Origin of the sequence: Rhodococcus sp. AD45-ID (genome assembly GCF_003023755.1) — a bacterium.
GTDB lineage: Bacteria > Actinomycetota > Actinomycetes > Mycobacteriales > Mycobacteriaceae > Rhodococcus_F > Rhodococcus_F globerula.
Map to the genome: position 1 here is coordinate 3,389,231 of NZ_PYHL01000001.1, position 23,243 is coordinate 3,412,473.

The 23,243-nt window shown below is 62.2% G+C and carries 22 protein-coding genes; 15 read left to right on the forward strand and 7 right to left on the reverse strand.

Annotation, left to right across the window (positions count from 1 at the left end; genetic code table 11):
* Positions 1–41 precede the first annotated feature (41 nt).
* A complete protein-coding gene (locus C7T36_RS15555) occupies positions 42–1,067 on the forward strand; it encodes an ABC transporter substrate-binding protein (protein WP_146153445.1) in 1,026 nt (341 codons plus the stop codon).
* Between the two features lie 9 nt (positions 1,068–1,076).
* Here C7T36_RS15555 and C7T36_RS15560 read toward each other — a convergent pair whose 3' ends face one another.
* Positions 1,077–2,396 (reverse strand): ammonium transporter, encoded by a 1,320-nt coding sequence (locus tag C7T36_RS15560; protein WP_033235861.1) that lies wholly within the window; start codon positions 2,394–2,396, stop codon positions 1,077–1,079.
* A gap of 163 nt (positions 2,397–2,559) precedes the next feature.
* Here C7T36_RS15560 and C7T36_RS15565 point away from each other — a divergent pair, with 163 nt between their 5' ends.
* The 4 genes from C7T36_RS15565 to C7T36_RS15580 all read left to right on the forward strand — a co-directional run bounded on the left by C7T36_RS15565 (position 2,560) and on the right by C7T36_RS15580 (position 9,418).
* Positions 2,560–4,710, forward strand: coding sequence for a DNA polymerase III subunit gamma and tau (locus C7T36_RS15565; protein WP_045066496.1), 2,151 nt, complete (start codon positions 2,560–2,562; stop codon positions 4,708–4,710).
* Positions 4,711–4,851: 141 nt separating this feature from the next.
* Positions 4,852–6,066: an acetyl-CoA C-acetyltransferase gene (locus C7T36_RS15570; RefSeq protein ID WP_033235863.1), complete on the forward strand. Its 1,215-nt coding sequence runs from the start codon at positions 4,852–4,854 to the stop codon at positions 6,064–6,066.
* 44 nt (positions 6,067–6,110) lie between these two features.
* Entirely contained in the window at positions 6,111–8,231 is a 2,121-nt protein-coding gene (locus tag C7T36_RS15575; RefSeq protein WP_106939758.1) for a 3-hydroxyacyl-CoA dehydrogenase NAD-binding domain-containing protein, read from the forward strand.
* A 149-nt stretch (positions 8,232–8,380) separates the two neighbouring features.
* Positions 8,381–9,418 carry a type IV toxin-antitoxin system AbiEi family antitoxin domain-containing protein gene (locus C7T36_RS15580; RefSeq protein ID WP_045066498.1) on the forward strand — a complete coding sequence of 346 codons (1,038 nt, stop codon included), beginning with the start codon at positions 8,381–8,383 and terminating at the stop codon, positions 9,416–9,418.
* Positions 9,419–9,462: 44 nt separating this feature from the next.
* Here C7T36_RS15580 and C7T36_RS15585 read toward each other — a convergent pair whose 3' ends face one another.
* Positions 9,463–10,764, reverse strand: a complete 1,302-nt coding sequence (locus C7T36_RS15585) for a class I SAM-dependent methyltransferase (RefSeq protein WP_045066499.1) — start codon at positions 10,762–10,764, stop codon at positions 9,463–9,465.
* Positions 10,761–12,206, reverse strand: a complete 1,446-nt coding sequence (locus tag C7T36_RS15590; protein ID WP_045066870.1) for an FAD-binding oxidoreductase — start codon at positions 12,204–12,206, stop codon at positions 10,761–10,763. Before C7T36_RS15590 ends, C7T36_RS15585 begins: the two co-directional genes overlap by 4 nt.
* Before the next feature lie 260 nt (positions 12,207–12,466).
* On the opposite strand from C7T36_RS15590, the gene C7T36_RS15595 reads away from it, so the two are divergent.
* Complete coding sequence (locus tag C7T36_RS15595) at positions 12,467–12,901, forward strand: SRPBCC family protein (RefSeq protein ID WP_033235866.1); 435 nt, start codon at positions 12,467–12,469, stop codon at positions 12,899–12,901.
* A gap of 7 nt (positions 12,902–12,908) precedes the next feature.
* Here C7T36_RS15595 and C7T36_RS15600 read toward each other — a convergent pair whose 3' ends face one another.
* The 3 genes from C7T36_RS15600 to C7T36_RS15610 all read right to left on the reverse strand — a co-directional run bounded on the left by C7T36_RS15600 (position 12,909) and on the right by C7T36_RS15610 (position 15,467).
* Complete coding sequence (locus C7T36_RS15600) at positions 12,909–14,387, reverse strand: alpha/beta hydrolase (protein WP_045066501.1); 1,479 nt, start codon at positions 14,385–14,387, stop codon at positions 12,909–12,911.
* A gap of 6 nt (positions 14,388–14,393) precedes the next feature.
* A complete protein-coding gene (locus tag C7T36_RS15605) occupies positions 14,394–14,618 on the reverse strand; it encodes a hypothetical protein (protein WP_045066502.1) in 225 nt (74 codons plus the stop codon).
* Between the two features lie 99 nt (positions 14,619–14,717).
* Positions 14,718–15,467, reverse strand: coding sequence for an Rv3717 family N-acetylmuramoyl-L-alanine amidase (locus C7T36_RS15610; RefSeq protein WP_239654676.1), 750 nt, complete (start codon positions 15,465–15,467; stop codon positions 14,718–14,720).
* 121 nt (positions 15,468–15,588) lie between these two features.
* Between C7T36_RS15610 and C7T36_RS15615 the strand changes: the two genes are divergently transcribed.
* The 4 genes from C7T36_RS15615 (at position 15,589) to C7T36_RS15630 (ending at position 18,650) form a co-directional block, all read left to right on the forward strand.
* Positions 15,589–15,927: a YbaB/EbfC family nucleoid-associated protein gene (locus tag C7T36_RS15615; protein ID WP_033235869.1), complete on the forward strand. Its 339-nt coding sequence runs from the start codon at positions 15,589–15,591 to the stop codon at positions 15,925–15,927.
* A 12-nt stretch (positions 15,928–15,939) separates the two neighbouring features.
* A complete protein-coding gene (gene recR, locus C7T36_RS15620) occupies positions 15,940–16,560 on the forward strand; it encodes a recombination mediator RecR (RefSeq protein WP_033235870.1) in 621 nt (206 codons plus the stop codon).
* Positions 16,560–17,120: a TetR/AcrR family transcriptional regulator gene (locus tag C7T36_RS15625; RefSeq protein ID WP_033235871.1), complete on the forward strand. Its 561-nt coding sequence runs from the start codon at positions 16,560–16,562 to the stop codon at positions 17,118–17,120. The genes recR and C7T36_RS15625 overlap by 1 nt, the downstream gene beginning before the upstream one ends.
* Before the next feature lie 87 nt (positions 17,121–17,207).
* Positions 17,208–18,650: an MFS transporter gene (locus C7T36_RS15630; RefSeq protein ID WP_045066503.1), complete on the forward strand. Its 1,443-nt coding sequence runs from the start codon at positions 17,208–17,210 to the stop codon at positions 18,648–18,650.
* On the opposite strand, the gene C7T36_RS15635 is transcribed toward C7T36_RS15630, so the two are convergent.
* A complete protein-coding gene (locus C7T36_RS15635) occupies positions 18,640–19,230 on the reverse strand; it encodes a TetR/AcrR family transcriptional regulator (protein ID WP_033235872.1) in 591 nt (196 codons plus the stop codon). The two genes, C7T36_RS15630 and C7T36_RS15635, sit on opposite strands and share 11 nt — an antisense overlap.
* A 179-nt stretch (positions 19,231–19,409) precedes the next feature.
* On the opposite strand from C7T36_RS15635, the gene C7T36_RS15640 reads away from it, so the two are divergent.
* The 5 genes from C7T36_RS15640 to C7T36_RS15660 are packed head-to-tail and all read left to right on the forward strand — an operon-like array spanning position 19,410 to position 23,243.
* On the forward strand, positions 19,410–19,964 hold the full coding sequence (locus C7T36_RS15640) for a MaoC family dehydratase N-terminal domain-containing protein (protein ID WP_033235873.1): 555 nt from the start codon (positions 19,410–19,412) through the stop codon (positions 19,962–19,964).
* The gene (locus C7T36_RS15645) at positions 19,961–20,407 is read left to right on the forward strand and encodes a Zn-ribbon domain-containing OB-fold protein (RefSeq protein WP_045066505.1); all 447 of its coding nucleotides are present in this window, start codon (positions 19,961–19,963) and stop codon (positions 20,405–20,407) included. Before C7T36_RS15640 ends, C7T36_RS15645 begins: the two co-directional genes overlap by 4 nt.
* 3 nt (positions 20,408–20,410) lie before the next feature.
* Positions 20,411–20,821 (forward strand): acyl dehydratase, encoded by a 411-nt coding sequence (locus tag C7T36_RS15650; protein WP_033235874.1) that lies wholly within the window; start codon positions 20,411–20,413, stop codon positions 20,819–20,821.
* Positions 20,818–21,999 (forward strand): lipid-transfer protein, encoded by a 1,182-nt coding sequence (locus C7T36_RS15655; protein ID WP_045066506.1) that lies wholly within the window; start codon positions 20,818–20,820, stop codon positions 21,997–21,999. Before C7T36_RS15650 ends, C7T36_RS15655 begins: the two co-directional genes overlap by 4 nt.
* A 35-nt stretch (positions 22,000–22,034) precedes the next feature.
* A complete protein-coding gene (locus tag C7T36_RS15660) occupies positions 22,035–23,243 on the forward strand; it encodes a DegT/DnrJ/EryC1/StrS aminotransferase family protein (RefSeq protein WP_045066507.1) in 1,209 nt (402 codons plus the stop codon).

The window sequence follows — 23,243 nt, forward strand, 5'->3', positions numbered from 1 at the left end:
CTCCACATTCCGTCACCCACTTGAGTATTCGAGGACATCAGTTGAACACGCAAAGTTTCCGGACATCGAAGACGATGTTCATCGCCGCTACGACAGTTGCCGCATTCACTTTGGGAGCATGCGGGAGTGATGCCGCTTCGGCAGAGGGTTCCGTCATGAGGATCGGAGTCACCCAGGGGGTGCCCACCGATCTGCTTACCGTCGTCGCCGAGAACGAGGGGTTCTTCGACAAGCGTGGAGTCAACGTCGAATTGAATCCACCTGCCTTGACCAATGCTGTTGCCGCCGCGGTGATCTCCAACGACCTCACGGTCGGTTCGATGGTGCCGGCGATGCTGTGGCCGGCGATCGAGAAGGGCGCATGCGTGAAAGCTCTTGGCTCCCTGGTGGGCAACACGATGGATGTGATCGCGCAACCGGGAACCGAGATTGCCGGTGACCCAGCCGATCCCGACACCACGATGGCAAGCATCAAAGGCAAAACGATCGGCGTGACAGCCCGTGGTGCGGGAATGGAATTGTGGATCAGCCAGATGGCACAAGAGGCGGGTATGGATCCGGCCAAGGACATAACTTTTGTCGGAGTCGGAGCGCCTGCCACCGCAATCGCGGCGTTCAAGGCCAAACAGGTCGACGTCCTCTACTACGGTCCCACCATGGCGTCGCAGCTCTCCGAATCCGAGTTCGTGCGTGTCACGGACATCATCGGTAAGCCCGGCAATGCGCTGTCGGGTCTCAATCACGGTTATCCCACCGCGTCCTGCGGCACGATCGCAGAGCGTCCGAATGACGTCATGAACTACTGCAAGGCGATGTGGGACACCTACGATTTCTCGCAAAATCCGCAAAACGCCGCCGTGATGGGGAAGTGGATGGCAGAGCTGACCGGCGTGGCTCCTGAGGCGGGAACTGCGGCCTGGGAAGCGTTGAAGGAGGCCTACCTGCCGATGACCATCACCAAGGAGTCATGGGAAGAGCAGGAGCCCCTCGCTGGTTCGCCGGCGCCTAGCGTCCCGGATTTCGCGAGTTCGGTCTACGAGCCTTGTGCAGGCGGTGATCCCCGCTGACCCCTGCCTTCAGTCCCGGTCGCGTTCTCGTTCCCCACGTTCCTCTCGCTGACGCTGAAGGAACGGACTGGGGTTCTGGCCGCCGATCGGACCGTGTCCGAGGACGCCGTGCTCGTAGGCGGACTCGGCGTGCAGTGCGACGTCGATTCCGCGGGCCTCGTCTTCGCGTGAGATGCGGAAGCCGAAGGTTCGATCGATCAGCTTGCCGAGGCCGTAGGTGACACCGAAGGCATAGAGCGCGACGACGACAACACCGACAAACTGCTTGCCGAGCTGTGCAAGACCGCCACCGTAGAAGAGTCCTTCAGGGCCGCCGGTCATGACGGCCGTCGCGAGGAGTCCGATCAACAGGGATCCGATGATGCCGCCGACGAGGTGCACGCCGACCACGTCGAGGGAGTCGTCGTAGCCGAGCTTGTGCTTCCAGCCAACGGCATAGGAGCAGACGATGCCGGCGATCAGTCCGATGATCACGGCCCCGAACATATTGACGGTTCCGCAGGACGGCGTGATTGCCACAAGGCCGGCAACGACGCCGGACGCGGCGCCGAAGGTCGTGGGATGGCCGTCGCGGTTCTGCTCGACGAACAGCCAGCCCAACAGACCGGTGCAACCGGCGACGAGGGTGTTGAGGAAGATCTGCGCGGCCATACCGTCGGCGGCAAGAGCGGAACCGGCGTTGAAACCGAACCACCCGAACCACAGCAGGCCGACGCCGAGCAGGACGAAGGGAAGGTTGTGCGGACGCATCGACTCGGCTTTGAATCCCATGCGCTGACCGAGGACCAGAGCCAGAGCGAGGCCCGACGCGCCGGAGACGATCTCGACGACCAAGCCGCCCGCGTAGTCGAGGGCTCCCATTCGAGCCAGCCAACCGTCCGGATTCCACACCCAGTGAGCGACCGGTGCGTAGACGAGGAGGGACCAGATCGGGACGAAGATCATCCAGGCGGAAAACTTTGCCCGGTCTGCGATGGCGCCACTGATCAGTGCTGCGGTCAGGATGGCGAACGTCAGTTGGAAGGTCGCGAACAGCACTTCCGGAACGTTCCCGTGCACGGTCGACGGGTCGATACCTGCCATCCCGAGGTGTTCGAGTCCGCCGATGATGCCGCCGTGATCGTCACCGAATACGAGGCTGTAACCCACGAACAGCCAGGCCACGGTGACAAGCGCGATGGAGACGAAGCTCATCATGATCATGTTCAGTACGCCGGTCGAGCGGACCATGCCGCCGTAGAACAGGGCAAGGCCTGGAGTCATCAGTAGAACGAGTGCGGTGCTGATGAGCAACCAGGCGGTTGCTCCGGCGTCGATGGTGGCGGGCACAGTTTTCTCCTCCCACATGCGGACCTGTCCACATGCTCGGCATCCACGATGGGTGCGTGTGGTTTCCACTGCGCTGCGACCATGTTGCGAACATGTTTCGTATCCGTCTGGGCGTTGCACCCGCACCGGGCGAGCTGTCGTACCTCGCCGGTAGTCTTTGCGCGTGGCCCTGTACCGGAAGTATCGACCGGCGTCCTTCGCCGAGGTGGTGGGGCAGGAACATGTCACCGCACCACTGAGCACCGCCCTCGACGCAGGGCGTATCAACCATGCCTATCTGTTCTCCGGCCCTCGTGGCTGCGGAAAGACGTCGTCAGCTCGTATTCTGGCGCGCTCACTGAATTGCAAGGAAGGCCCGACGTCGACGCCGTGTGGAGTGTGTAACTCCTGCATCGCGCTCGGTCCTGGCGGTTCCGGCAACGTCGATGTCACCGAACTCGACGCCGCGAGTCACGGTGGTGTCGACGACACCCGTGAGCTTCGCGACAAAGCCTTCTACGCGCCGGCCGAGTCGAACTACCGCATCTTCATCATCGACGAGGCCCACATGGTCACGGCGGCGGGATTCAACGCGCTCCTCAAGATCGTGGAAGAGCCGCCCGAGCATCTCATCTTCGTCTTCGCGACCACGGAACCTGAAAAGGTCCTTCCGACCATTCGGTCGCGTACGCACCACTATCCGTTCCGGCTTCTCGCGCCGTCCACGATGCGCGGGCTCCTCGAGAACGTGTGTGCGCAAGAGAACGTCGCTGTCGAGCCGGCGGTGTACCCATTGGTCATCAAGGCCGGTGGCGGATCGCCGCGTGACTCTCTCAGCGTTCTCGATCAGCTCCTGGCCGGAGCCGGCGACGAAGGCGTCACCTACCCGCGGGCTCTCTCACTTCTCGGCGTTACCGACGTGGCCCTCATCGACGAGGCCGTGGACGCACTGTCCGCCGGTAACGGTGCCGCGCTGTTCGGAACCGTCGAACGTGTCATGGACGCCGGGCACGATCCCCGTAGATTTGCACTCGATCTTCTCGAACGCCTCCGCGATCTCATCCTGATGCAAGCAGTTCCCGACGCTGCCGAAACAGGATTGGTCGACGCACCCGAAGCCGAACTGGTCACCATGCGTGAACAGATTCAGAACGTCGGACCGGCCACCCTGACGCGTTTTGCCGAGACCGTCCACGCCGGGCTGGGTGAGATGCGCGGCGCCACCGCCCCTCGTCTGTTGCTCGAAGTGATGTGCGCGAGGATGCTGCTGCCATCGGCGTCGGATTCCGAATCGGCTCTGCTTCAGCGGTTGGAAAAGGTCGAAAGAGGTATCCCGGCAGCAGGTTTCGCGCCGGTAGGGTCCGCTGTTGCTGCTTCGAGTACGGCTCCGCCGCCAGTGCATGCTGCGCCGACGCCGTCCCCAGAGCCCCCAGTGGAGTCCAAGTTCCAGCGTCCGTCGCAGCGCAAAGCAGAGCCGGAGGTTGTGCCGCCCGCGCCTGTAGTCGAGGCCGCGCCGGAACCCGCGCCTGCGCCGGTGGTTGAGGTTGTACCTGCGCCTGAGTCGATTGTTGAGCCCGAACCTGCTCCGGTAGTTGAGGCTGCACCCGAACCTGCGCCTGAGCCCGTTGTCGAGCCCGCGCCGGTTGCCGAACCGGAACCCGAGCCCACTCCGGTTGAGGAAGAGGTACCGGTCGCGGCCCCAGCTTCGGCAGGCCCGACCGTCGAAACGCTCCGCGAGTCGTGGAATACGTTGCGCAACAAGGTGGGTGAGCGAAACAAGGTCCTACCGGCCATGCTGTCGGCCGCGACGGTTCACGATGTGCGTGGCCATGTGTTGGTGATTGCGCATGTCACTCCGGTGCTCGGTGCACGTGTCACCTCGCCGCACAATGCGGCGGTCATCTGTGAAGTGCTTTCCGAAATGTTCGGTGGCACTTGGCAAGTGGAATACCAGGAGGGTGCACCGGTTGTCCCGGCCGGTTCGGGTCCGGCAGCCAAGGCGGCCGAGGCTCCGGCGCGCCCGGCGGCAGCGCCACGGTTCTCGCGGCCAAGTCAGGAGCGGGCGGCCAAGACTCCTGCGTCGACATCGCGGCCGCAGGGCGCAGATCGCGGTTCCGACGACATTCCGCCGCCCGAGGCTCCGGATTACCCGGACGACCCTGGACCGGCCCCCGAGGTCGACTACGAAGCGACACCTGCCGCGGCAACGCCGGAAGAAGAAAAGCAGATGTTCGCGGAGGCTGCGCAACCTGCCGATCCGACAACCCGTCGCGACCCGGAGGAAGTGGCAAAGGAACTGCTCAAGGACGTCCTGGGAGCACGCAAGCTCGAGTAGGTGCGGCCCGTCTGATCCTCTCGGTCATCAAGCACGATCGCTTTGGTCCTTCCCAATAATTTGGAACACGTTCTACAGTGGGTGGACCGGAGGTCTGACTGCAGGCCGGTTCGACGAATTAGACGGAAGGAACACCTCACAGTGACCACAGAGGCATTCATTTATGAAGCCATCCGTACCCCGCGAGGCCGCGGCAAGAAGACAGGGTCTTTGCACTCGGTCAAGCCGATTTCGCTGGTCACGGGTCTGATCCAGGAACTGCGCGTGCGCTTCCCCGATCTCGACGAAGACCGGATCTCCGATCTCATCCTCGGGATCGTCGGGCCGGTGGGCGATCAGGGTGCCGACATGGCGCGCATCGCTGTCAACGACGCGAAGCTTCCTGACACCGTCGGTGGCGTGCAGATCAACCGCTTCTGTGCGTCCGGTTTGGAAGCCGTGAACATGGCAGCCCAGAAGGTTCGCTCCGGTTGGGACGAGCTCGTGATCGCCGGTGGCGTCGAGTCCATGTCGAGGGTCCCGATGGGCTCGGACGGCGGACCGTGGGCACTGGACCCGGCCACCAACTACGACAACTACTTCGTTCCGCAGGGCGTCGGCGCAGACCTCATCGCCACCATCGAGGGTTTTTCGCGTGACGATGTCGACGCGTACGCCGTCCGCTCGCAGGATCTGGCCGCGAAGGCTTGGACCGGCGGATACTTTGCCAAGTCCGTTGTCCCGGTCAAGGACATCAACGGCATCACCGTTCTCGACAACGACGAGCACATGCGTCCGGGCACCACGGCGGCAAACCTTGCCGGACTTGCACCCGCGTTCAGTGTCGTCGGTGAGGTCGGCGGCTTCGACGCGGTAGCGCTGCAGAAGTACCACTGGGTCGAGAAGATCAACCACGTTCACCACGGTGGTAACAGCTCGGGAATCGTCGACGGCGCCGCACTGGTGCTCGTGGGCTCCGAGAGTGCCGGTCAGGCAATGAATTTGACCCCGCGTGCCCGCGTCGTCGCGACGGCGACCAGCGGTGCCGATTCCACGATCATGCTCACCGGCCCGACGCCGGCAACCAAGAAGGTTCTGGCTGCGGCCGGCCTGACGGTTGACGACATCGACCTGTTCGAGATCAACGAGGCTTTTGCCTCCGTCGTCCTGAAGTTCCAGAAGGACCTCAACATTCCGGACGAGAAGCTCAACGTCAACGGTGGCGCAATCGCCATGGGACACCCGCTCGGCGCCACTGGCGCAATGATTCTCGGCACGATGGTCGACGAACTCGAGCGTCGCGGTGGCAAGCGTGCTCTCGTCACGCTGTGCATCGGCGGCGGTATGGGCGTTGCCACCATCATCGAGCGCGTCTGACGCGACCGGACTACAGGAGACGAATCAGCGTGACCGAGAACAACATGATCAACTGGGAGCAGGACTCCGACGGCATCGTCCTGCTCACCATGGACGACCCCAACCAGGGCGCCAACACCATGAACGACCTGTACAAGGCGTCGATGCAGGCCACTGTCGACCGCTTGTACGAGGAGAAGGACTCCATCACCGGAGTTGTCCTCACTTCGGCCAAGAAGACGTTCTTCGCGGGCGGTGACCTCAAGAACATGATCAAGGTCGGGCCCGAGCAGGCTCCCGACATCTTCGCCGAGGTCGGAACGATCAAGGCCGCGTTGCGTCGACTCGAGACCCTCGGCAAGCCCGTAGTCTCCGCGATCAACGGTGCAGCGCTCGGCGGCGGCCTCGAAATTGCCCTCGCGACGCACTACCGCATTGCCGCTGACGTCAAGGGCGTCAAGATCGGTCTGCCCGAGGTCACTCTCGGACTGCTCCCCGGCGGCGGCGGCATCGTGCGCACCGTCCGTCTGCTCGGCCTGCAGAACGCCCTCCTGAACCTGCTCCTGCAGGGTCAGCAGCGCGGACCGGTAGAGGCCAAGGAAGTTGGCATCGTCGACGAGGTTGTCGGTTCCGTCGAGGAACTGGTTCCGGCCGCGAAGGCATGGATCAAGGCCAATCCCGAAGGCGGCGTTCAGCCTTGGGACAAGAAGGGCTACAAGATCCCCGGTGGAACTCCGTCCACCCCGGCCTTTGCCGCCAACCTTCCGGCGTTCCCGGCGAACCTGCGTAAGCAGCTCAAGGGTGCTCCCATGCCCGCTCCGCGTGCCATCATGGCCGCAGCGGTCGAGGGCTCGCAGGTCGACATCGACAACGCAATGCTCATCGAGGCTCGTTACTTCACGTCCCTCGTGACGGGTCGTGTTGCGAAGAACATGATCCAGGCGTTCTTCTTCGACCTGCAGGCCATCAACGGCGGCGGCTCACGTCCCGCCGGTATCGGGAAGACCCCGATCACCAAGGTCGGCGTTCTCGGTGCAGGCATGATGGGTGCAGGCATTGCCTACGTGTCCGCGAAGGCGGGCTTCGAGGTGGTCCTCAAGGACGTCACCATCGAGGCTGCCAACAAGGGCAAGGCTTACTCCGAAGGTATTGAAGCCAAGGCACTTTCGCGTGGCAAGACCACGCAGGAGAAGTCCGACGCACTTCTTGCCAAGATCACCCCGACGGCTGACCCGGCCGATTTTGCGGGCGTCGACTTCGTCATCGAGGCAGTTTTCGAGAGCCAGGAACTCAAGCACAAGGTGTTCCAGGAGATCGAGGACATCGTTGCGCCCAACGCACTACTGGGTTCCAACACCTCGACGCTTCCCATCACGGGTCTGGCGACCGGTGTGAAGCGCCAGGAAGATTTCATCGGTATCCACTTCTTCTCGCCTGTCGACAAGATGCCGCTGGTGGAGATCATCCGCGGTGAGAAGACGTCCGACGAGGCATTGGCTCGCGTATTCGACTACGTCCAGGCCATCCGTAAGACGCCGATCGTGGTCAACGACTCGCGCGGCTTCTTCACCTCGCGCGTCATCGGCACCTTCATCAACGAAGCCATCGGCATGCTGGCCGAGGGTATCGAACCGGCTACCATCGAGCAGGCCGGTATGCAGGCAGGGTACCCGGCTGCGCCGCTGCAGCTTTCGGATGAGCTCAACCTCACTCTGATGCAGAAGATCCGCAAGGAAAGCGCGGATGCTGCCAAGGCCGAAGGCAAGGAATTGCCCGCAGATCCGGCAGGCGACGTCATCAACACCCTCGTCGACGGTGGTCGCACCGGTCGTCTCGGCGGCGGCGGATTCTACGAGTACGCAGACGGCAAGCGCACCGGCCTGTGGCCGGGTCTGCGTGATGCCTTCAAGTCGGGATCGACGGAAGCGCCGCTTCAGGATCTCATCGACCGCATGCTGTTCATCGAAGCCATCGAGACCGTCAAGTGCTTCGACGAAGGTGTCCTCATGACGACGGCCGACGCCAACATCGGCTCCATCATGGGTATCGGCTACCCGGCCTGGACGGGTGGCGTCAGCCAGTTCGTCACCGGTTACGAGGGCGGCAAGGCCGGATTTGTCGCTCGCGCCGAGGAATTGGCAGCCAAGTACGGTGAGCGGTTCACGCCGCCGGCGTCGCTGAAGTAGGGGCGTAGCCCCCGTGCGCCTTTTTGGTAGTTGTCGCTACCAGAAAGGCGCACAGGGGTTTATCCCCAACTAAAGAAGTTATCCACAGATCAATTTCAACGGCCTGTTTTCGGCCAGTTCTGTCGGCGGGCCGTTGAACGCTTGCCACCATGAATACCTATCGTGGTGGAAGCGAATTTCTCAGGCTGCTCGACGCGCAATCGGGTTTGATACGGCAGGGGCAGCTCTCCGATTTCGGGTACAACCGAGGTGCTGTGCGGAATTTCCTGGATCGTGGTGAGTGGCAACGAGTGCTGCATGGCGTTTATGCGGTATCCGCAGGCCCCCTGACCCGAGAGATGATGGTGCACGCGGCCTGGTTGTACGGCGGCCACCATACGATTCTCAGCCATGACACCGCAGCACAGGAATGGGGCATGCTGCGGGTCGACGAAACGAAGCCGATCCACCTCACCGTGCCGTACGGGAAATCTGCTCGTTGTCAGTCAGCGACGATCCGTAGTGTTCCCGGGCGAACCTCCGGCGCGGTCATCAGAGTGGGTGGTGTCGTCCACCCTGGCGTGGTGGTTCACCGGTCCCGCGCGCACATCCACATCGGAGTGGGAACCGTCGTCCCGCGCACGTCGAAAGCCGACACGGCGCTGGATCTGGCCACAGCAGAGACCACCGCGCGTGGCGCCTATGTTTCGCTGATCACGACCGTCACCAATGCCCGAATTCCGTTGAACGACATCCGTCGTCGAATCGACGAACGAACCCCTCATCGGTACAAAGGTGCACTCACCGCTGCGATACGTCTGCTGGCCGATGGTGTGCAGTCGACGCTGGAATATCACTATGCGGTTGATGTCGAGCAGGCTCATTGTTTGCCGTCGGCGCGGCGACAATCGCCTGTTCGCGTTGACGGGCGAACGTTGTACGAGGATTGTGACTACACCGAGCACGGCGTGCCGCTGACAGTCCGCCTGGACGGGCGGTGGGCGCACTCGATGGCCGAAGTGGCCTTCCGGGACCGTCGACGCGACAACGCGGCAGAACTCGCCGGCAGGCCGCGGTTGGTCTACGGCTTCGACGAAGTCGCGAAAACACCGTGCGAGGTTGCTCGCGAGGTCGAAGCGGTGTTGCGTCGAGGTGGTTGGGCAAGATCCCGGCCGAGTGACTGCGCCACCTGTGCGCCTTTTTGGTAGCGGGCACTACCAAAAAGGCGCACAGGAGCCGAAGGCCCCTACCCCTACCCCTTCCACCACGGGCGCAACGGCACATGTGCCTCGCCCTTGGCGCCGAGTTTGACAGCCAGAACCTGGTGCAGCTGAACGACATTGCGCTCGAAGCCCAGGCGTGAGCCGGCCATGTAGAGGCCCCACACGCGAGCGGTACCTTCACCGACCTCCGCGACGCAGACCTCCCAGTTGTCGACCAGATTCTGGCACCACGCCGCAAGGGTCAGGGCGTAGTGCTCGCGGATGTTCTCCTCGTGCCGCACTTCGAGTCCCACGTTCTGGATCTCGGAGATGATGCGGCCGGAACCGGTGAGCTCACCGTCTGGGAAGACGTACCGGTCGATGAACCCGCCGGCCTTGGCACTGCTGCGATTGTCCGGTCGGGTGATGCAGTGGTTGAGCAGACGCCCACCTTCGCGAAGTTTGCCCTTGAGGAATTCGAAGTACGCCGGGTAATTCCCGACGCCGATGTGTTCGGTCAGTCCGATGGAAGAGATTGCGTCGAAACCGGATTCGGCAACGTCGCGATAGTCGGAGAAACGAACCTGGGCGAGGTCGGCGAGCCCCTCGTCCTCGATGGCTTTCTGTGCCCAGTCGGCTTGTTCGCGGGAGAGGGTCACGCCGATCACCTTGACGCCGCGGCGGGCTGCGTAGCGGACCATCGAACCCCAACCGCAGCCGATGTCGAGGAGGCGGTCGCCTGCTTGGAGTCCGAGCTTCTCGAACACCAAGCGGTACTTGTTCTCCTGTGCCTGCTCGAGAGTCTGTTCGGCGTTCTCGTAGGTCGCGCAGGTGTAGGTCATCGAGGGGCCGAGGACGTACTCGTAGAAAGTGTTGGAGACGTCGTAGTGGTGATGGATGACTTCGGCGTCACGAGATTTGGAGTGCCGCAGTCCTTCTGCGACGCGGCGCCAGCGGGGAAGGTGTTCCTGCGGCGGCGGCGCGATGGGACGCAACAAATCCCAGCCGAGGGAGCGGGTGATGCTGGCAAGCGTCAGTGCGGAGGGGCGCTTGAGGTGTAGTTCGTCGCCCATGACGCGAAGGATCTCGTACGGGTCGCCGGGATGAACACCCTCGGCTTCGAGGTCGCCGGAGACGTAGGCGCGTGCCATGCCGAGATCGCCGGGAGCTGTTGCAAGATAGGTGGTTCCGCGGGTCGACTTGAGGTGGAGGCCGTAGTCGGCATCCTCAGGTCCGGCGACACTACCGTCGTAGGCGGTGAATCGAAGCGGCAGCATGCCGTCGGAAAGCGTCTCGAGAATCTCTGCGATGGAGAGCTTTTCTTGGTTCTTGGAATCCTTGAACGTGGTCATTTCCGTTGCACCGCCTTAGAAAATAGGTCCAATAAACGCGAATTGGGGTCGTAGCGATCCTTGAGGTGCAGGTAGCGGTCGCCGCCGTAGTACTGCGCCTCGAAGTCTTCCTTCGAGTAATAGGAGTCCGAGTAGAGGGACTTGTGTCCGTCGAAGTCGCCGACCTTGTCCTCGATCAATCTGTTTGCTGCTCCCTCGCGCTCACCGGGAACGATCGGCACCGAAGACCAGAAGCCGATGTTGACGTAGGTGCGCTTGGGTTCGAGAGGGTACAACGGCCACGGCCGCGCTGCGGAGGCTCCGGCGGGACTGGGCTCGCGAAGACGCAACGGGCACAGCCACAGCGGTTCGATCGGGATTTCCTCGAGGAACCACGAGACAAAATCCGCGGTTCGTTCGATGGGCACCTCGACGTCCTGGACGACGCGTTCACGTGGGGGCTTTCCCTTGCGCTTTTCGAGGCGATCGCCGATGTCGTACTTGTGGTCGAGGGCGATCAGTTTCCAGTAGAAGCTGCTGCGGAGGTACTGCTTGGGCCACAAGCGCCGGATCTTGGGGTTCTGGGCTCCGAAGGCCCGCGAGCACCAGAACCAGTCGGTGTCCCAGCGCCACAGGTAGTCCCGGATGGTGAGGCGATCGGTTTTGGGATGCACCAGCGACGGATGCTGGATCGAACGGTAGAAGATGTTCTGTCCCGTGTAGTCGCTGACCGGCCCATCGTCGTCGGTCTGAACTCCGAGCGTGAGGTAGCTCTCGGCATCGGTAAAGACGACACCGTCGAGGTAGTCGACCGCGACGCCGTCGTACTCCCGGTCGGTGACGATGCGGTCCATCGTGGTTTCGAGTGCTTTCAATGAATCGAAACGCAGATGGCGCAGGGCTACATACTTTTTCACCGGTTCGAGGGTGATCTTGAGCCGCGTGGAATAACCGAGGGTGCCGTAGGAATTGGGGAAACCGAAGAACAGTTCGGCGTGTTCACCGTCCGGCGTGGCGGTGATGATCTCGCCGTTTCCGGTGAGGATGTCGATCTCCAGAACGGATTCGTGCGGCAATCCGTTTCGGAAGGACGTGGATTCGATTCCCAGCCCGGTGACGGCGCCACCGAGCGTGATGGTCTTGAGTTGGGGCACGACAAGTGGCGCCAGCCCGTACGCAAGCGTTGCGTCGACAAGGTCCTCGTACGTGCACATGCCGGCGACGTCTGCCGTCCGCGCCACCGGGTCGACGGCGATCACACCGGTGAGCCCGCTGACGTCGAGGCCGGGAATCGACGACTTGGCACGGGCCCGGAACAGGTTGGAGGTCTTCTTGGCCAGTCGGACCGAACCATCGGGGGGTATCGCGTGATACGACGCGAGAAGTCGCGCAACGCCTTCCCGGTGCCGCGCAAAACCGGTTTCGCGCGCGCCGTCGGAACCCGGACGCTTACCTGCCCGGATCCTGGAAAACTTCGGAACTACCCCATTGAACGAGAGAGTCACAACCTCGACGCTATCCCTAGCGGTTGCTGGGGGCCATCGGTAGGGGTCGATTTGCGGGAATTTGATCGAGTTGTTGCAAACGGTCGCGGATTCGCGGCACCGATAGTGAACCAGCTCACATGATCTGGTCGATAGTCGAGATACCGGGCAGGAACAGGCAGTATGGAAACAAGGGTCTGTGCAGCATGCAGGTAGTCAACTGAGGAGTAGTACGGGTAATGGGTCAGGTCAACGCAATGAGTTCGACGGTCGTTCCACATACACCGGAGCAGGTGCTCGCGGCACTCTCCGATTACGAGACGGTGCGCCCGCGCATTCTGTCGGAGCAGTACCTCGACTACAAGGTGCTCAGTGGTGGCCAGGGCAACGGAACAGTTGCGGAGTGGACCCTCAAGGCGACGGAAAAGCGTTCGCGCAACGTCAAGGCGACGGTCACGGTCGAGGGCAACGTCATCACGGAGAAGGATGCCAATTCCAGCATGGTGACCACGTGGACCGTGGCCCCCAACGGAACGGGTACCACCGTGACAACGCTGACGCAGTGGCAGGGCGCTACGGGTATCGGCGGATTCTTCGAGCGGACGTTTGCGCCCAAGGGCTTGCAGCGCATTCAGGCTACGGTGCTTGACAACCTCAAGCGTGAACTCGGGTAGTTCCTGCTCACTTCCCGCTGATGATCCGGCCCAGAGTTTTCAGGGCCGGATTTTCTGCATTCCAGTAGTCGCTGTGCACTGCCAATCCCGGTGAGCCTGGTGCGCTCGTGAATACCTGGGCGCCGAACGTGGGGTCGGCCGGATCGAAACCGTGTATCCCGAGCGCTCTCGGTATCAGCTGCACGGGGTCCCAGAATGCTGTTGTTGCGTAGACGTGTTCACCCATATCGGCTTCCGCCGTCGTATCGAGTCGCAATTCGTCGACGCGCTCCGCGTCGACACCTGGGCTCGCGACGAAGACCAGATCGTCGACGTTCAGTGAGCCTCCGTCGGTGGTGGCGGCGCCGATGACGGTGCTGCCGTAGGAATGCCCGATGACCACGTTGTGCGAGGCAGGACCGTCGTGGGACGCGCGTAAGCCGTCTTGGAATGCGTCCAGCGCGGGTGCGGCAGCGTCGGCGTAGCGGTCGAGCCCCGCACCGGGAATGGTTGGTGGAGAATCGTATCCGGACCAGAGAATGACCGAGTTGACGGATCCGGGCGACGCCACGCGGGCCGCGTCGTACATCGCCCTGGTTCTCTGAAGGTCTCCGCCGATTCCGGCGACGGTGGTCCCCGTTCCGGGAACCAGGGTTGCGACATTGTCTGCGGTATCGGGATTTCCGAGTGCGATGGCGGTGTGTCCGTCGGGGCTCACCGACAGGAGGAACATGTCCGGCCGCAGCTCTGCGGCGACGGCGGCGTAGGTACTTGCCGAAGATTCGCGCATCGATTCCAAGTAGCGCCGGTTGTAGTAGTCGCGGTCAAGCGCGGGGAGTCCGTCTCGATTCCCGATTGCCGGATAGCGCAGCGCCAGTGCGTCTTTTTCACTGGGGGAGAGGGTGTTCCAGTAGTTGCTCAGTGCGGCGGGGTTGCCGGGAAGGCCTATGGGGTCACTGACAACCGCGACCGGAGGACCCAGAAGCTCTGCGAGTTGGCCGAATGCCGTTGCCAAAGCCTCGGCGGCAGTGTGGTCGGCCTGCTTCACGGCGTCGAGGGCCTCGGAGAGCCTGATGCCAAAAGTTGCTGCAGCCTCGGCATAGTGGTCTCCTTGCAGAATGTCTGCAAGACTCCCCGGTGTTGCAGGTGCCGGCGGAAAGACCTCGCCGTTGTCGGTGACGGTCAGACCGTGCGTGAGAGTCGCGTCGTCGACGATCATGTTGACTGCGCGGTACGCATGACCGAGCGTATTTGCCGCTCCGGCATAACAGTCCGCCACATTTCGTACGGCAATGGAGATTCGACCGGACACGCGAAGTGTGGCCGAGAGTTCGGCGGCGGCCGCTGTTGCCGCTTCGCCTTTCCAGACGTCGAATTCGCGCTCTACCGTGCGTCGGGCCGCGTCGAGTATGTCTTCGACCCGCCGATCTGCCTCGATCAGTTGGGAACTCGCGGTTCGCAGTGGCTCAGGTGAGAAGGCGTGAACGTCGGAGATAGTCGGACGCATCGAAATTCAGATCCTGTGAAGCGCGGCAGCGAAGTCACGGTCTGCCGCTCCGAGCAGGCGCGCGGTGTGGGCGGTGGCGTCTGCCAATGCCGAGATTCGCCCGGCCATGAACAGATAGGCGTCGGCGACCGGTGCGATGGCGTCGACTCCGGCAACCTCGTCGGCTCGAGCTTGGAGATCCGTCGAAAGTTGCTGTAGTGCATCAAGATCTGCTTGAAGGAACGTGCCCATGCCGGAACGGTAGCTGGCGCGGCGCCGCTGTGGCGCTTGCGAAATCAGCCTGTGGATAAGCCGTGGTTATCCACAGGAAGGTTGTCCACAGAAAGCTGACTACTGGCTTGTCAGAAACGCCTGCACGCCATCCGAGATCGCCGAGGCGTATTCGGCTTGGCCTGCGGGGCTGCTCATCCGGGCGGCTTCGTCGGCGTTACGCATGTTGCCCAGTTCCACGAGAATCGACGGCCGCTGCGCCAGATTGAGTCCGGTGAGGTCTGCGCGTGGCGACAGGCCGTTCTCGCCGATGTACGTCGACGGTGTGAGTCCGGCGCCGATCAAGGAGTCGCGCATGGTTTCGGCCAGTGTCACGGAAGGTCCGGCCTGAACGGGGTTGAGGGGCGGCGCGGAGTAGCAGACGTGAAAGCCTTCTGCACTGGCGTCGGCGCCGTCGGCGTGAATGCTGACGACGATGTCGGCGCCGGACGCATTGGCTGCCTCGGCTCGGGCGTCGACGCATGATCCGACGCTCGTGTCGTCTGGCCGACTCAGGAGGACGGTGGCGCCTTCGGCTTCGAGTTCACTCTTGACCAGGCTTGTGACTTCCCAGTTGAAGGTGTGTTCGGCAAATCCGGCGTCGGTGTTGGTACCGGTGGTCTGGCAGTTCTTGGTGCCGCCGCGGCCGGTGGGGACCTGGGTGTCGATGGTGTCGTCGTTCGCGCCGTTGTGTCCGGGATCGAGGAAGACGACTTTGCCGATAAGTGGTTCGGTAGCGGGCGCAGCCGCCGGTGTGACCGCAGCGGCGCTCTCGGCTGTGCCCGTCGGGATAGTGCATCCAGCGGTGATCAAGGTAGCTGCGAGAGCCACACCAAGCGTGAGGCTACGACGATTAGGCAGTTTTGTGATCTCTGACGGGTTTCGGCGCACCCGCTCACGGTAGCGCGCACCGACTACGCTGGTGGGGATAACTCTGGAGAAAGGACCGCACGTGCAACCAGGTGGAGCACCCGATATGTCCGCATTGCTGGCTCAGGCTCAGCAGATGCAGCAGCAGTTGATGGCTGCGCAGCAGGAAATGGCTCAGGCGGAGGTGACCGGCCAGGCCGGTGGCGGACTGGTTATTGCCACGGTCAAGGGCACCGGTGAGGTGGTCGGTCTGCAGATCGATCCCAAGGTCGTCGACCCTGACGATGTCGAAACCCTGCAGGATCTTGTGATCGGCGCCATCGAAGACGCATCGCGCAAGGCTCAGGATGTTGCAGCAGAGAAGCTCGGCCCCTTGGCCGGCGGACTCGGCGGAGGCCTTCCCGGTCTCCCCGGTTTCTAGAGACGAGCCCGCGTGTACGAAGGTCCCGTTCAGGATCTGATCGACGAACTCGGGAAACTTCCCGGGGTCGGTCCCAAGAGCGCCCAGCGCATCGCCTTTCATCTTCTGTCGGTTGAACCGCCGGAGATCGACAGGTTGAAGAATGCACTGCAGCGCATCCGCGACGGCGTTCAGTTCTGCACGGTGTGCGGAACTGTGTCCGATCAGGAGAAGTGCAGGATCTGCGCGGATTCTCGTCGCGACCGAACGGTGATCTGCGTCGTAGAAGAACCGAAAGACGTTCAGGCGGTGGAGCGGACGAGGGAGTTCAAGGGGCGCTATCACGTTCTCGGTGGAGCACTCAATCCGTTGTCCGGCGTCGGGCCGGATCAGCTCCGCATTCGGGAGTTGTTGGCCCGCATCGCAAACCAAGAGGATGGCGTGGACGTGTCCGAGGTGATCATCGCGACCGATCCCAACACCGAGGGGGAGGCAACGGCGACGTATCTGGTTCGGATGATGCGCGACATTCCGGGTTTGACGGTCTCGCGCTTGGCTTCCGGTCTGCCGATGGGTGGCGATCTCGAATTCGCGGATGAGCTGACCTTGGGCAGGGCATTGTCCGGACGCCGCGAATTGTCCAGGAACGCCTGATGACGAGTACACGGTCGGGGCGTCGTAGTTCGGAGGAGACGCGCGCGCAGATCATGGAATCTGCCGGCAAGGCCTTCGCTACGCGGCCCTATCGAGAAATCACGCTCAAGGACATCGCGGAAGACGTCGGGGTCAGCGCACCGCTCATCATCAAGTACTTCGGTTCGAAAGAGCAGTTGTACGACGAGTTGGTCGACTTCCGGGCGGCGGCGAATACCGTTTTCGACGCTCCGAACGATTCTCTCGGTGAGCGGATGGTGTCGCTGTTCACCAAACCGCAGGAACCGTACAAGCCGTTGTCGGTGAGCCTGCTCTTCATGAGTGGGGTGAGTGAGGAAAGCAACCGCAAACTGCGTGAGAACTATTCGACGCAGATGATCGACGCGCTGGCCGCTCGGTTGTCGGGGCCGGACGCGCGACTACGCGCCGAATTGGCGATGTCGATGGTGGCCGGAGTGGCCGTCATGCGTCGACGGATGTTGGCCGGTCACGCGACGGGCACTCAGGCCGAGGTTGTCGCGATTTATGCGCCGTTGGTGCAGAAACTTCTCGACGGGTGATCGTAGTCACTGTACTTGCGGGGTAAATATCCGTTCACCTACTGTAGGTGAACGGATATTTACTATTAGAGAACAGGTGGCGGTAGGTTGACGACGCTGGACCGTGCACCAGCAGTCCCACCGGTTGTAGCGCGCTCCCGTTTCCTGTTCCCCATCGTTTCCGCAGGCGCTGTTTTTCAGGCCGTCTTGCAAACCGTCATAGTTCCGCTGCTTCCCGAACTTCCGCACTTCACCGGCGCCAGTCGCACCGCGGTGTCTTGGCTTGTGACGGTGACACTTCTGGTCGGCGCCGTCGTCACGCCCATCTTCGGGCGTCTGGCCGACATGTTCGGCAAGAAGAAAATGTTGTTGGTCGCGTTCTTCTTGATGACGCTCGGATCGATGCTGTGCGCGGTGTCCTCGAATATCTCCGTGCTCATCTTCGCGCGCGCTCTCCAAGGTGCAGGCGCCGCTGTCATCCCCATCGGAATTTCCCTGCTGCGCGACGAACTGCCCCGGAACAAGGTGAACGGCGCCGTCGCCATGATGAGTTCGACGCTCGGAGTTGGTACCGCCCTTGGTATTCCGTTCTCGGCGATGATCGCTCAGTACTCGAACTGGCATGTGCTGTTCTGGATCACCACGGCAATCGGGTTGTCGGTGACTCTTGCCGCCGCGTTGTTCATCCGTGAGTCGGAAGTCAGTCCGTCCGGCCGCTTCGACGGGGTCGGTGCGGTGGGCCTGAGCGCCGCGCTCGTCTTGCTGCTTGTCCCGATGACACAGGGCAGCAGTTGGGGATGGGCGAGCGGTTCGGTGATCTCGATGCTGTTGTCGTCGGCGCTTCTCTTCACGCTCTGGGTGTTTCAGCAACGACGCAATGTCAATCCTCTGGTGGACGTTCGCGCCCTGGTCAAGCGTGCGGTGCTGATCCCGCATATCGCCGCGCTTCTGGTCGGCTTTGCGTTCTTCGGCAACACGCTGATCACCACGCAGTTATTGCAAGGCGCACAGGGTCCTGGGGCCGGATACGGGTTGACCATCATCGCCGCGGCGCTGTGCCAGATTCCCGCCAGCATCGCGATGGTTCTGTTCTCGCCGGTCGCCGTGCGCATCACCGACCGATTCGGTTCGCGTACAGCGATGTTGACCGGCGCTGCATTTCTTGCCGGTGGCTACGGAATTCACGCTGTTGCGGGTAAACCCCTGTGGGGAGTGGTTGTCGCGTTGTTCATTACGGCTATCGGAACCGCGATCGTCTACAGCACCCTCTCGCTGCTTATTCTCGTAGCGGTGCCGCGTCAGCGCCTTGCGGCGGCAAACGGGGTCAACTCGTTGTTGCGTACCTCCGGCAGCACTCTCTGCAGTGCGACGGTGGCAACTATCCTGGCCGCTTATGTTGTCGCCGGTAGTGAGCATTCGACGTCGTGGGCAGGTTTTGCCGTCGCCTATCTGGTGTGCGCTGCGTGCGCGGTGGTTGTCTTCGGAGTGTCGTTCCTGCTCCCGCAAGGCCGCACCTCGATCGATATCGAGCTGCCGGAACTCAGGATTTAGGCGGGATTCGGAAACCGGAGAGGAAGAGCGTGATCATCAGATCGGCAAACTCCTCGGTGGTGTACTTCTGGCGGTCCGGCCAATGGTTTGTCGACCACAAGGTGTCGCGCACCGACCGATAGAAGATCTCGGGGGCGATGTCCTTGCGAAAGATCCCCTGTTCGACGCCTTCCGCAATGGCCTTGAGCCAATGCTCGCGAACCTCGCGAGAGGGGCCGTCGACGGACTGCAGCAGATCGTTGTCGCGAAGGTATGTCCGTTCGTTCTGGTAGATCGCGGTGGGGTGCGGGTGAAGTTCGATCACGATCAAGGTCTCCCGGATGAGGCCCCGCAACACCGCCTCCGGCCCGTCGGCCGAGCGCTCGACCTGGTTGAACCGTTCCTGAATATCCGCCATGAAGACCCGGAGCAGTTCGGCGACAATCGCGTTTTTGGATTTGAAGTAGTGGTACAGGCTGCCGGAGAACACGCCTGCTGATTCGCCGATGTCGCGGACCGTCGTGGATGCGACGCCCTTCTTCGCGAACAGTTCGGCCGAGCTTTCCAGGATTGTGTCTCGACGATCGGGTGTGGCTGCCACATGCTCTCCGCTGCTGATCTGTCCCGTTTCGGGCAGGTGTTCTCTTTCGAGCAATCCTGCCTGACGGCCTGAGTTCGTACCCGATCAGGTGTGATCCGGCGCCGTATTTCAACTTTCCGGCTCCTATGCTAACTTCAGGATCAAGCGCTTGATCAACTCTAACCCTACTGGAGGTTTCAGTGCAGAGCTTGGAGGCACAGTTCCCGCAATTCATCGGGACGGAGGCCGAACCGCCACGAGTTGCGCGTTACGCCGTCAACGAGGCGATGATTCGCAACTGGGTGGAAGCACACGAGGACAACAACCCGGTCTACGTGGACGCCGACGCGGCCAGGGCGACCGGTAGGCGCGACGTCGTCTGCCCGCCCGCGATGATCTCGACCTGGGTGATGTCCGGGTACCGGCGCTATCGCGAGGTTCAGCAGCTCCGCGCCGACGGCGTCACCGAGGACTTTTCCTACTCACGCCTACTCGCACTGCTCGACGAAGCCGGCTACACCTCGGTTGTCGCCACCAATGTGGAGCAGGAGTACTTCGCGGAACTGAATCCGGGCGACCACGTCACCGCTCACTTCACGATCGAGTCCATATCGCCTTTCAAGCAGACCGGCCTCGGGCACGGCTGTTTCATCACGTTGTTCAAGAACTACGTAGACGGCAACGGCAAGACCTTGGTGGAAGAGCGATTTCGGATCTTGAGGTTCAACCCCGACACGCAGGAGGTGCCCGCATGAGCGCGGCCGAAACATCGACAAACGCAGTACCTGTTCCCCGGACCTCGGTGCCGGGGCTGACCGTCACCGGAGACAACGACTTCTTCTTCGAGGCAGCCAAGGAAGGCCGTCTCGAGATTCAGCGTTGTGCCGACTGCAAGACGCTTCGCCACCCACCTGCGCCCGCCTGCCCGTCGTGCCGTTCGTTCAGTTGGGACACAGTCGAATCCACGCGTCGCTGCACACTGCACAGTTTCACGGTGATTCACCACCCCAAGGATCCCGCCTTCGAGTACCCGCTTGCCGTCGGCTTGGTCGACCTGGAAGAAGGGACCCGTCTGGTTGCCGACATCGCCGGAATCGACCACGACGACTTGGCATTCGGCATGGAACTCGAAGTCGGCTTCTCCGAGCACGCTCACGGTGAGATCCTGCCGCAGCTTCGGCGCCGCGGGGAGGCCTGAGAGATGACCTTTCCCCAGTGTGATGTGGGCTCGAACCTTCCCACACTAGAACTGCCGCTGGACCGGACGCTCATCGTCGCGGCGGCCATCTCGTCGCAGGATTTCGAGGACGTGCACCACGATCCTGGCAAGGCCCAGGAACGTGGCACCCCGGACATTTTCATGAGCATCAACTCCACGAACGGGTTCATCGACCGGTACATCACCGATTGGTCCGGACCGAATTCTCGGATCGTCAAAACTTCACTGCGGCTGGGAGTTCCGAACTTTCCCGGTGACACGATGACCTTCACCGGCGAGGTAGTGGAGAAGGTCGGCCCGGCCGTCACGATCGCCGTGGTCGGACGCAACGAACGAGGAACACACGTCAGTGCCAAGGTGACCGTGGCACCGGTAGAAGGAGTGTCGGCATGAGTCGAGGATTTTCCGGAGCAGCGGCAATCGCCGGCATCGGAGCGACGGAGTTCTCCAAGAATTCCGGGCGCAGCGAATGGCAGTTGGCGTGCGAATCGGTGATCGCCGCGCTCGACGACGCTCAGATCGAGGCAGAAGAGGTGAACGGATTTTCGCTGTTCACCATGGAGAACAACCCCGAGATCGCCGTCGCGCGCGCCCTCGGTATCCCGGAACTGAGCTTCTTCAGTCGGATCCCGCACGGCGGTGGCGGCGCGTGTGCGCCCGTTCAGCAGGCCGCACTGGCCGTTTCGAGCGGTGTTGCCGACGTCGTGGTCGTCTACCGCGCCATGAACGAGCGTTCCGGGCATCGCTTCGGGGCCGGTCCGCCCGCCTTTGCGTACAACCAGACCACCGACCAGGAATACCGGAACTGGATCAACCCGTACGGATTACTCACTCCCGCTCAGCAGGAAGCGTTCCTGGCCAAGCTCTACATGCACAAGTACGGTGCAACCAGTGCGGATTTCGGGCAGATCTCGGTCCTCTCACGCAAGCACGCTGCCAACAACCCCAAAGCCTGGTTCTACGAGCGGCCGATCACGATCGAGGATCATCAGAACTCGCGCATGATCGCCGATCCGATCCGTCTGCTGGACTGCTGCCAGGAGAGCGACGGCGGGCAGGCGTTGGTCATCGTGAGCGCGGAGCGCGCACGGGATCTGCCGCACAAGCCGGCCATCATCACCGGAGCAGCACAAGGTGTTGGTCCACAACAGATTTCGATGAGCAGCTACTACCGTGACGACATCGACAGCATGCCGGAGGTCGAACTGGTCGCTCGTCAGTTGTGGAACCAGGCCGGTATCGGCCCCGACGACATCGACGCCGCGATTCTCTACGACGCCTTCACCCCGATGGTGCTGCTGCAGCTCGAGGAGTACGGCTTCTGTGGACGCGGCGAGGCCAAGGACTTCATTGCCGACGGCAATCTGGAACTGGACGGCCGCCTGCCGATCAACACACACGGCGGTCAACTCGGTGAGGGATACATCCACGGCGTCAACGGAATTGCCGAAGGCGTTCGCCTGATTCGCGGCACCTCCACCAACCAACCCACCAAAACTCTGGACAACGTGCTCGTGACCGGCGGTTCTCCCGTCCCACACAGTGCGCTCGTCCTCTCGGCAGATCGCTGAATCTGCCGCACATATTCGAGAAAGCAGGAACAAAGATGAGCGAGCGGATCACCTACGCCAGGGCCACCCACGGCGAGGAAGAAATACAGGCGGTTGTCGACGTACTGCGCAGCGGGCACCAGGGGCTGCGCATCGGCAAGAACGTCTTCGAGATGGAAGAACGCATCGCGGCCTTGGCGGGCAAGAAGTTCGGCGTCATGTGCAACTCGGGATCCTCGGGTTTGTACTTGGCAGTCGAGCTGCTCGGACTCCCCGCCGGTAGCGAGGTCATCACATCGCCGTTGACGTTTTCCACCGACATCGCACCGATCGTGCGTGCCGGCCTGGTGCCGGTGTTCGTGGACGTTGAACCCAACACGTTCAACGTCGACGTCACCAAGATCGAGGCCATGGTCACCGAGAAGACCGGTGCCATCCTGATGCCGAACCTGGCCGGCAACTGCCCGGACTGGGACGTCATTCGCGATATCGCAGATCGCCACGGGCTCAAGGTGATCGAAGATTCGTGTGACGCGATCGGAGCCACGCTCCGCGGCACTCCGACCGGCTCCCGGGCGGACATCGTTGTCACCAGCTTCTCCATGGCACACATCATCACGTGCGCGGGAACCGGCGGAATGGTGTGTGTCGACGACGAAGCCAGCCGCGACAAGGCTCTGCTGCTTCGCCGCTGGGGCCGTCGTAGCGAGCCGAACCTGTTCGGCAGCAACAAGTCCGGCCGAGTCTTCCGTGAAACACTCGACGGCGTCGACTACGACAACGACTTCATCTTCGAGCTCATGTCGTGGAACTTCGAGCCCTCCGAGCTCGGCGCAGCCTATGGCGTCGTGCAGCTCGACAAGCTGGAAGAGAACTACAAGACGCGTAAGGCCACGTTTGCTGCTTTCACGGCGGCGTACGGTGCTCACCCCGAATTCTTCACGACGCCGGTAGAACTCGACGGTCTCGATACGGCGTGGCTGTGCTACCCCGTGATGATCAACGAGAACGCACCATTCACGCGTAGCGACCTGCAGGAAGCCATCGAGGCCGACGGCATCGACACCCGAACTGTGTGGAGCGGCAACGTCACTCGTCACCCGATGATGAACAATATCGAGTTCCGTCAGCCGGCCGAAGGATTGCCGGAAGCCGACGCGGTCTTTGCCCGAGGAATGACGCTCGGCATGAGTCACGGCCTGCGTGACGACGAAGTTGCCCGGATTGCCGAGAGCATCAATCGCTTCGCCTCGAAGTTCAAATAG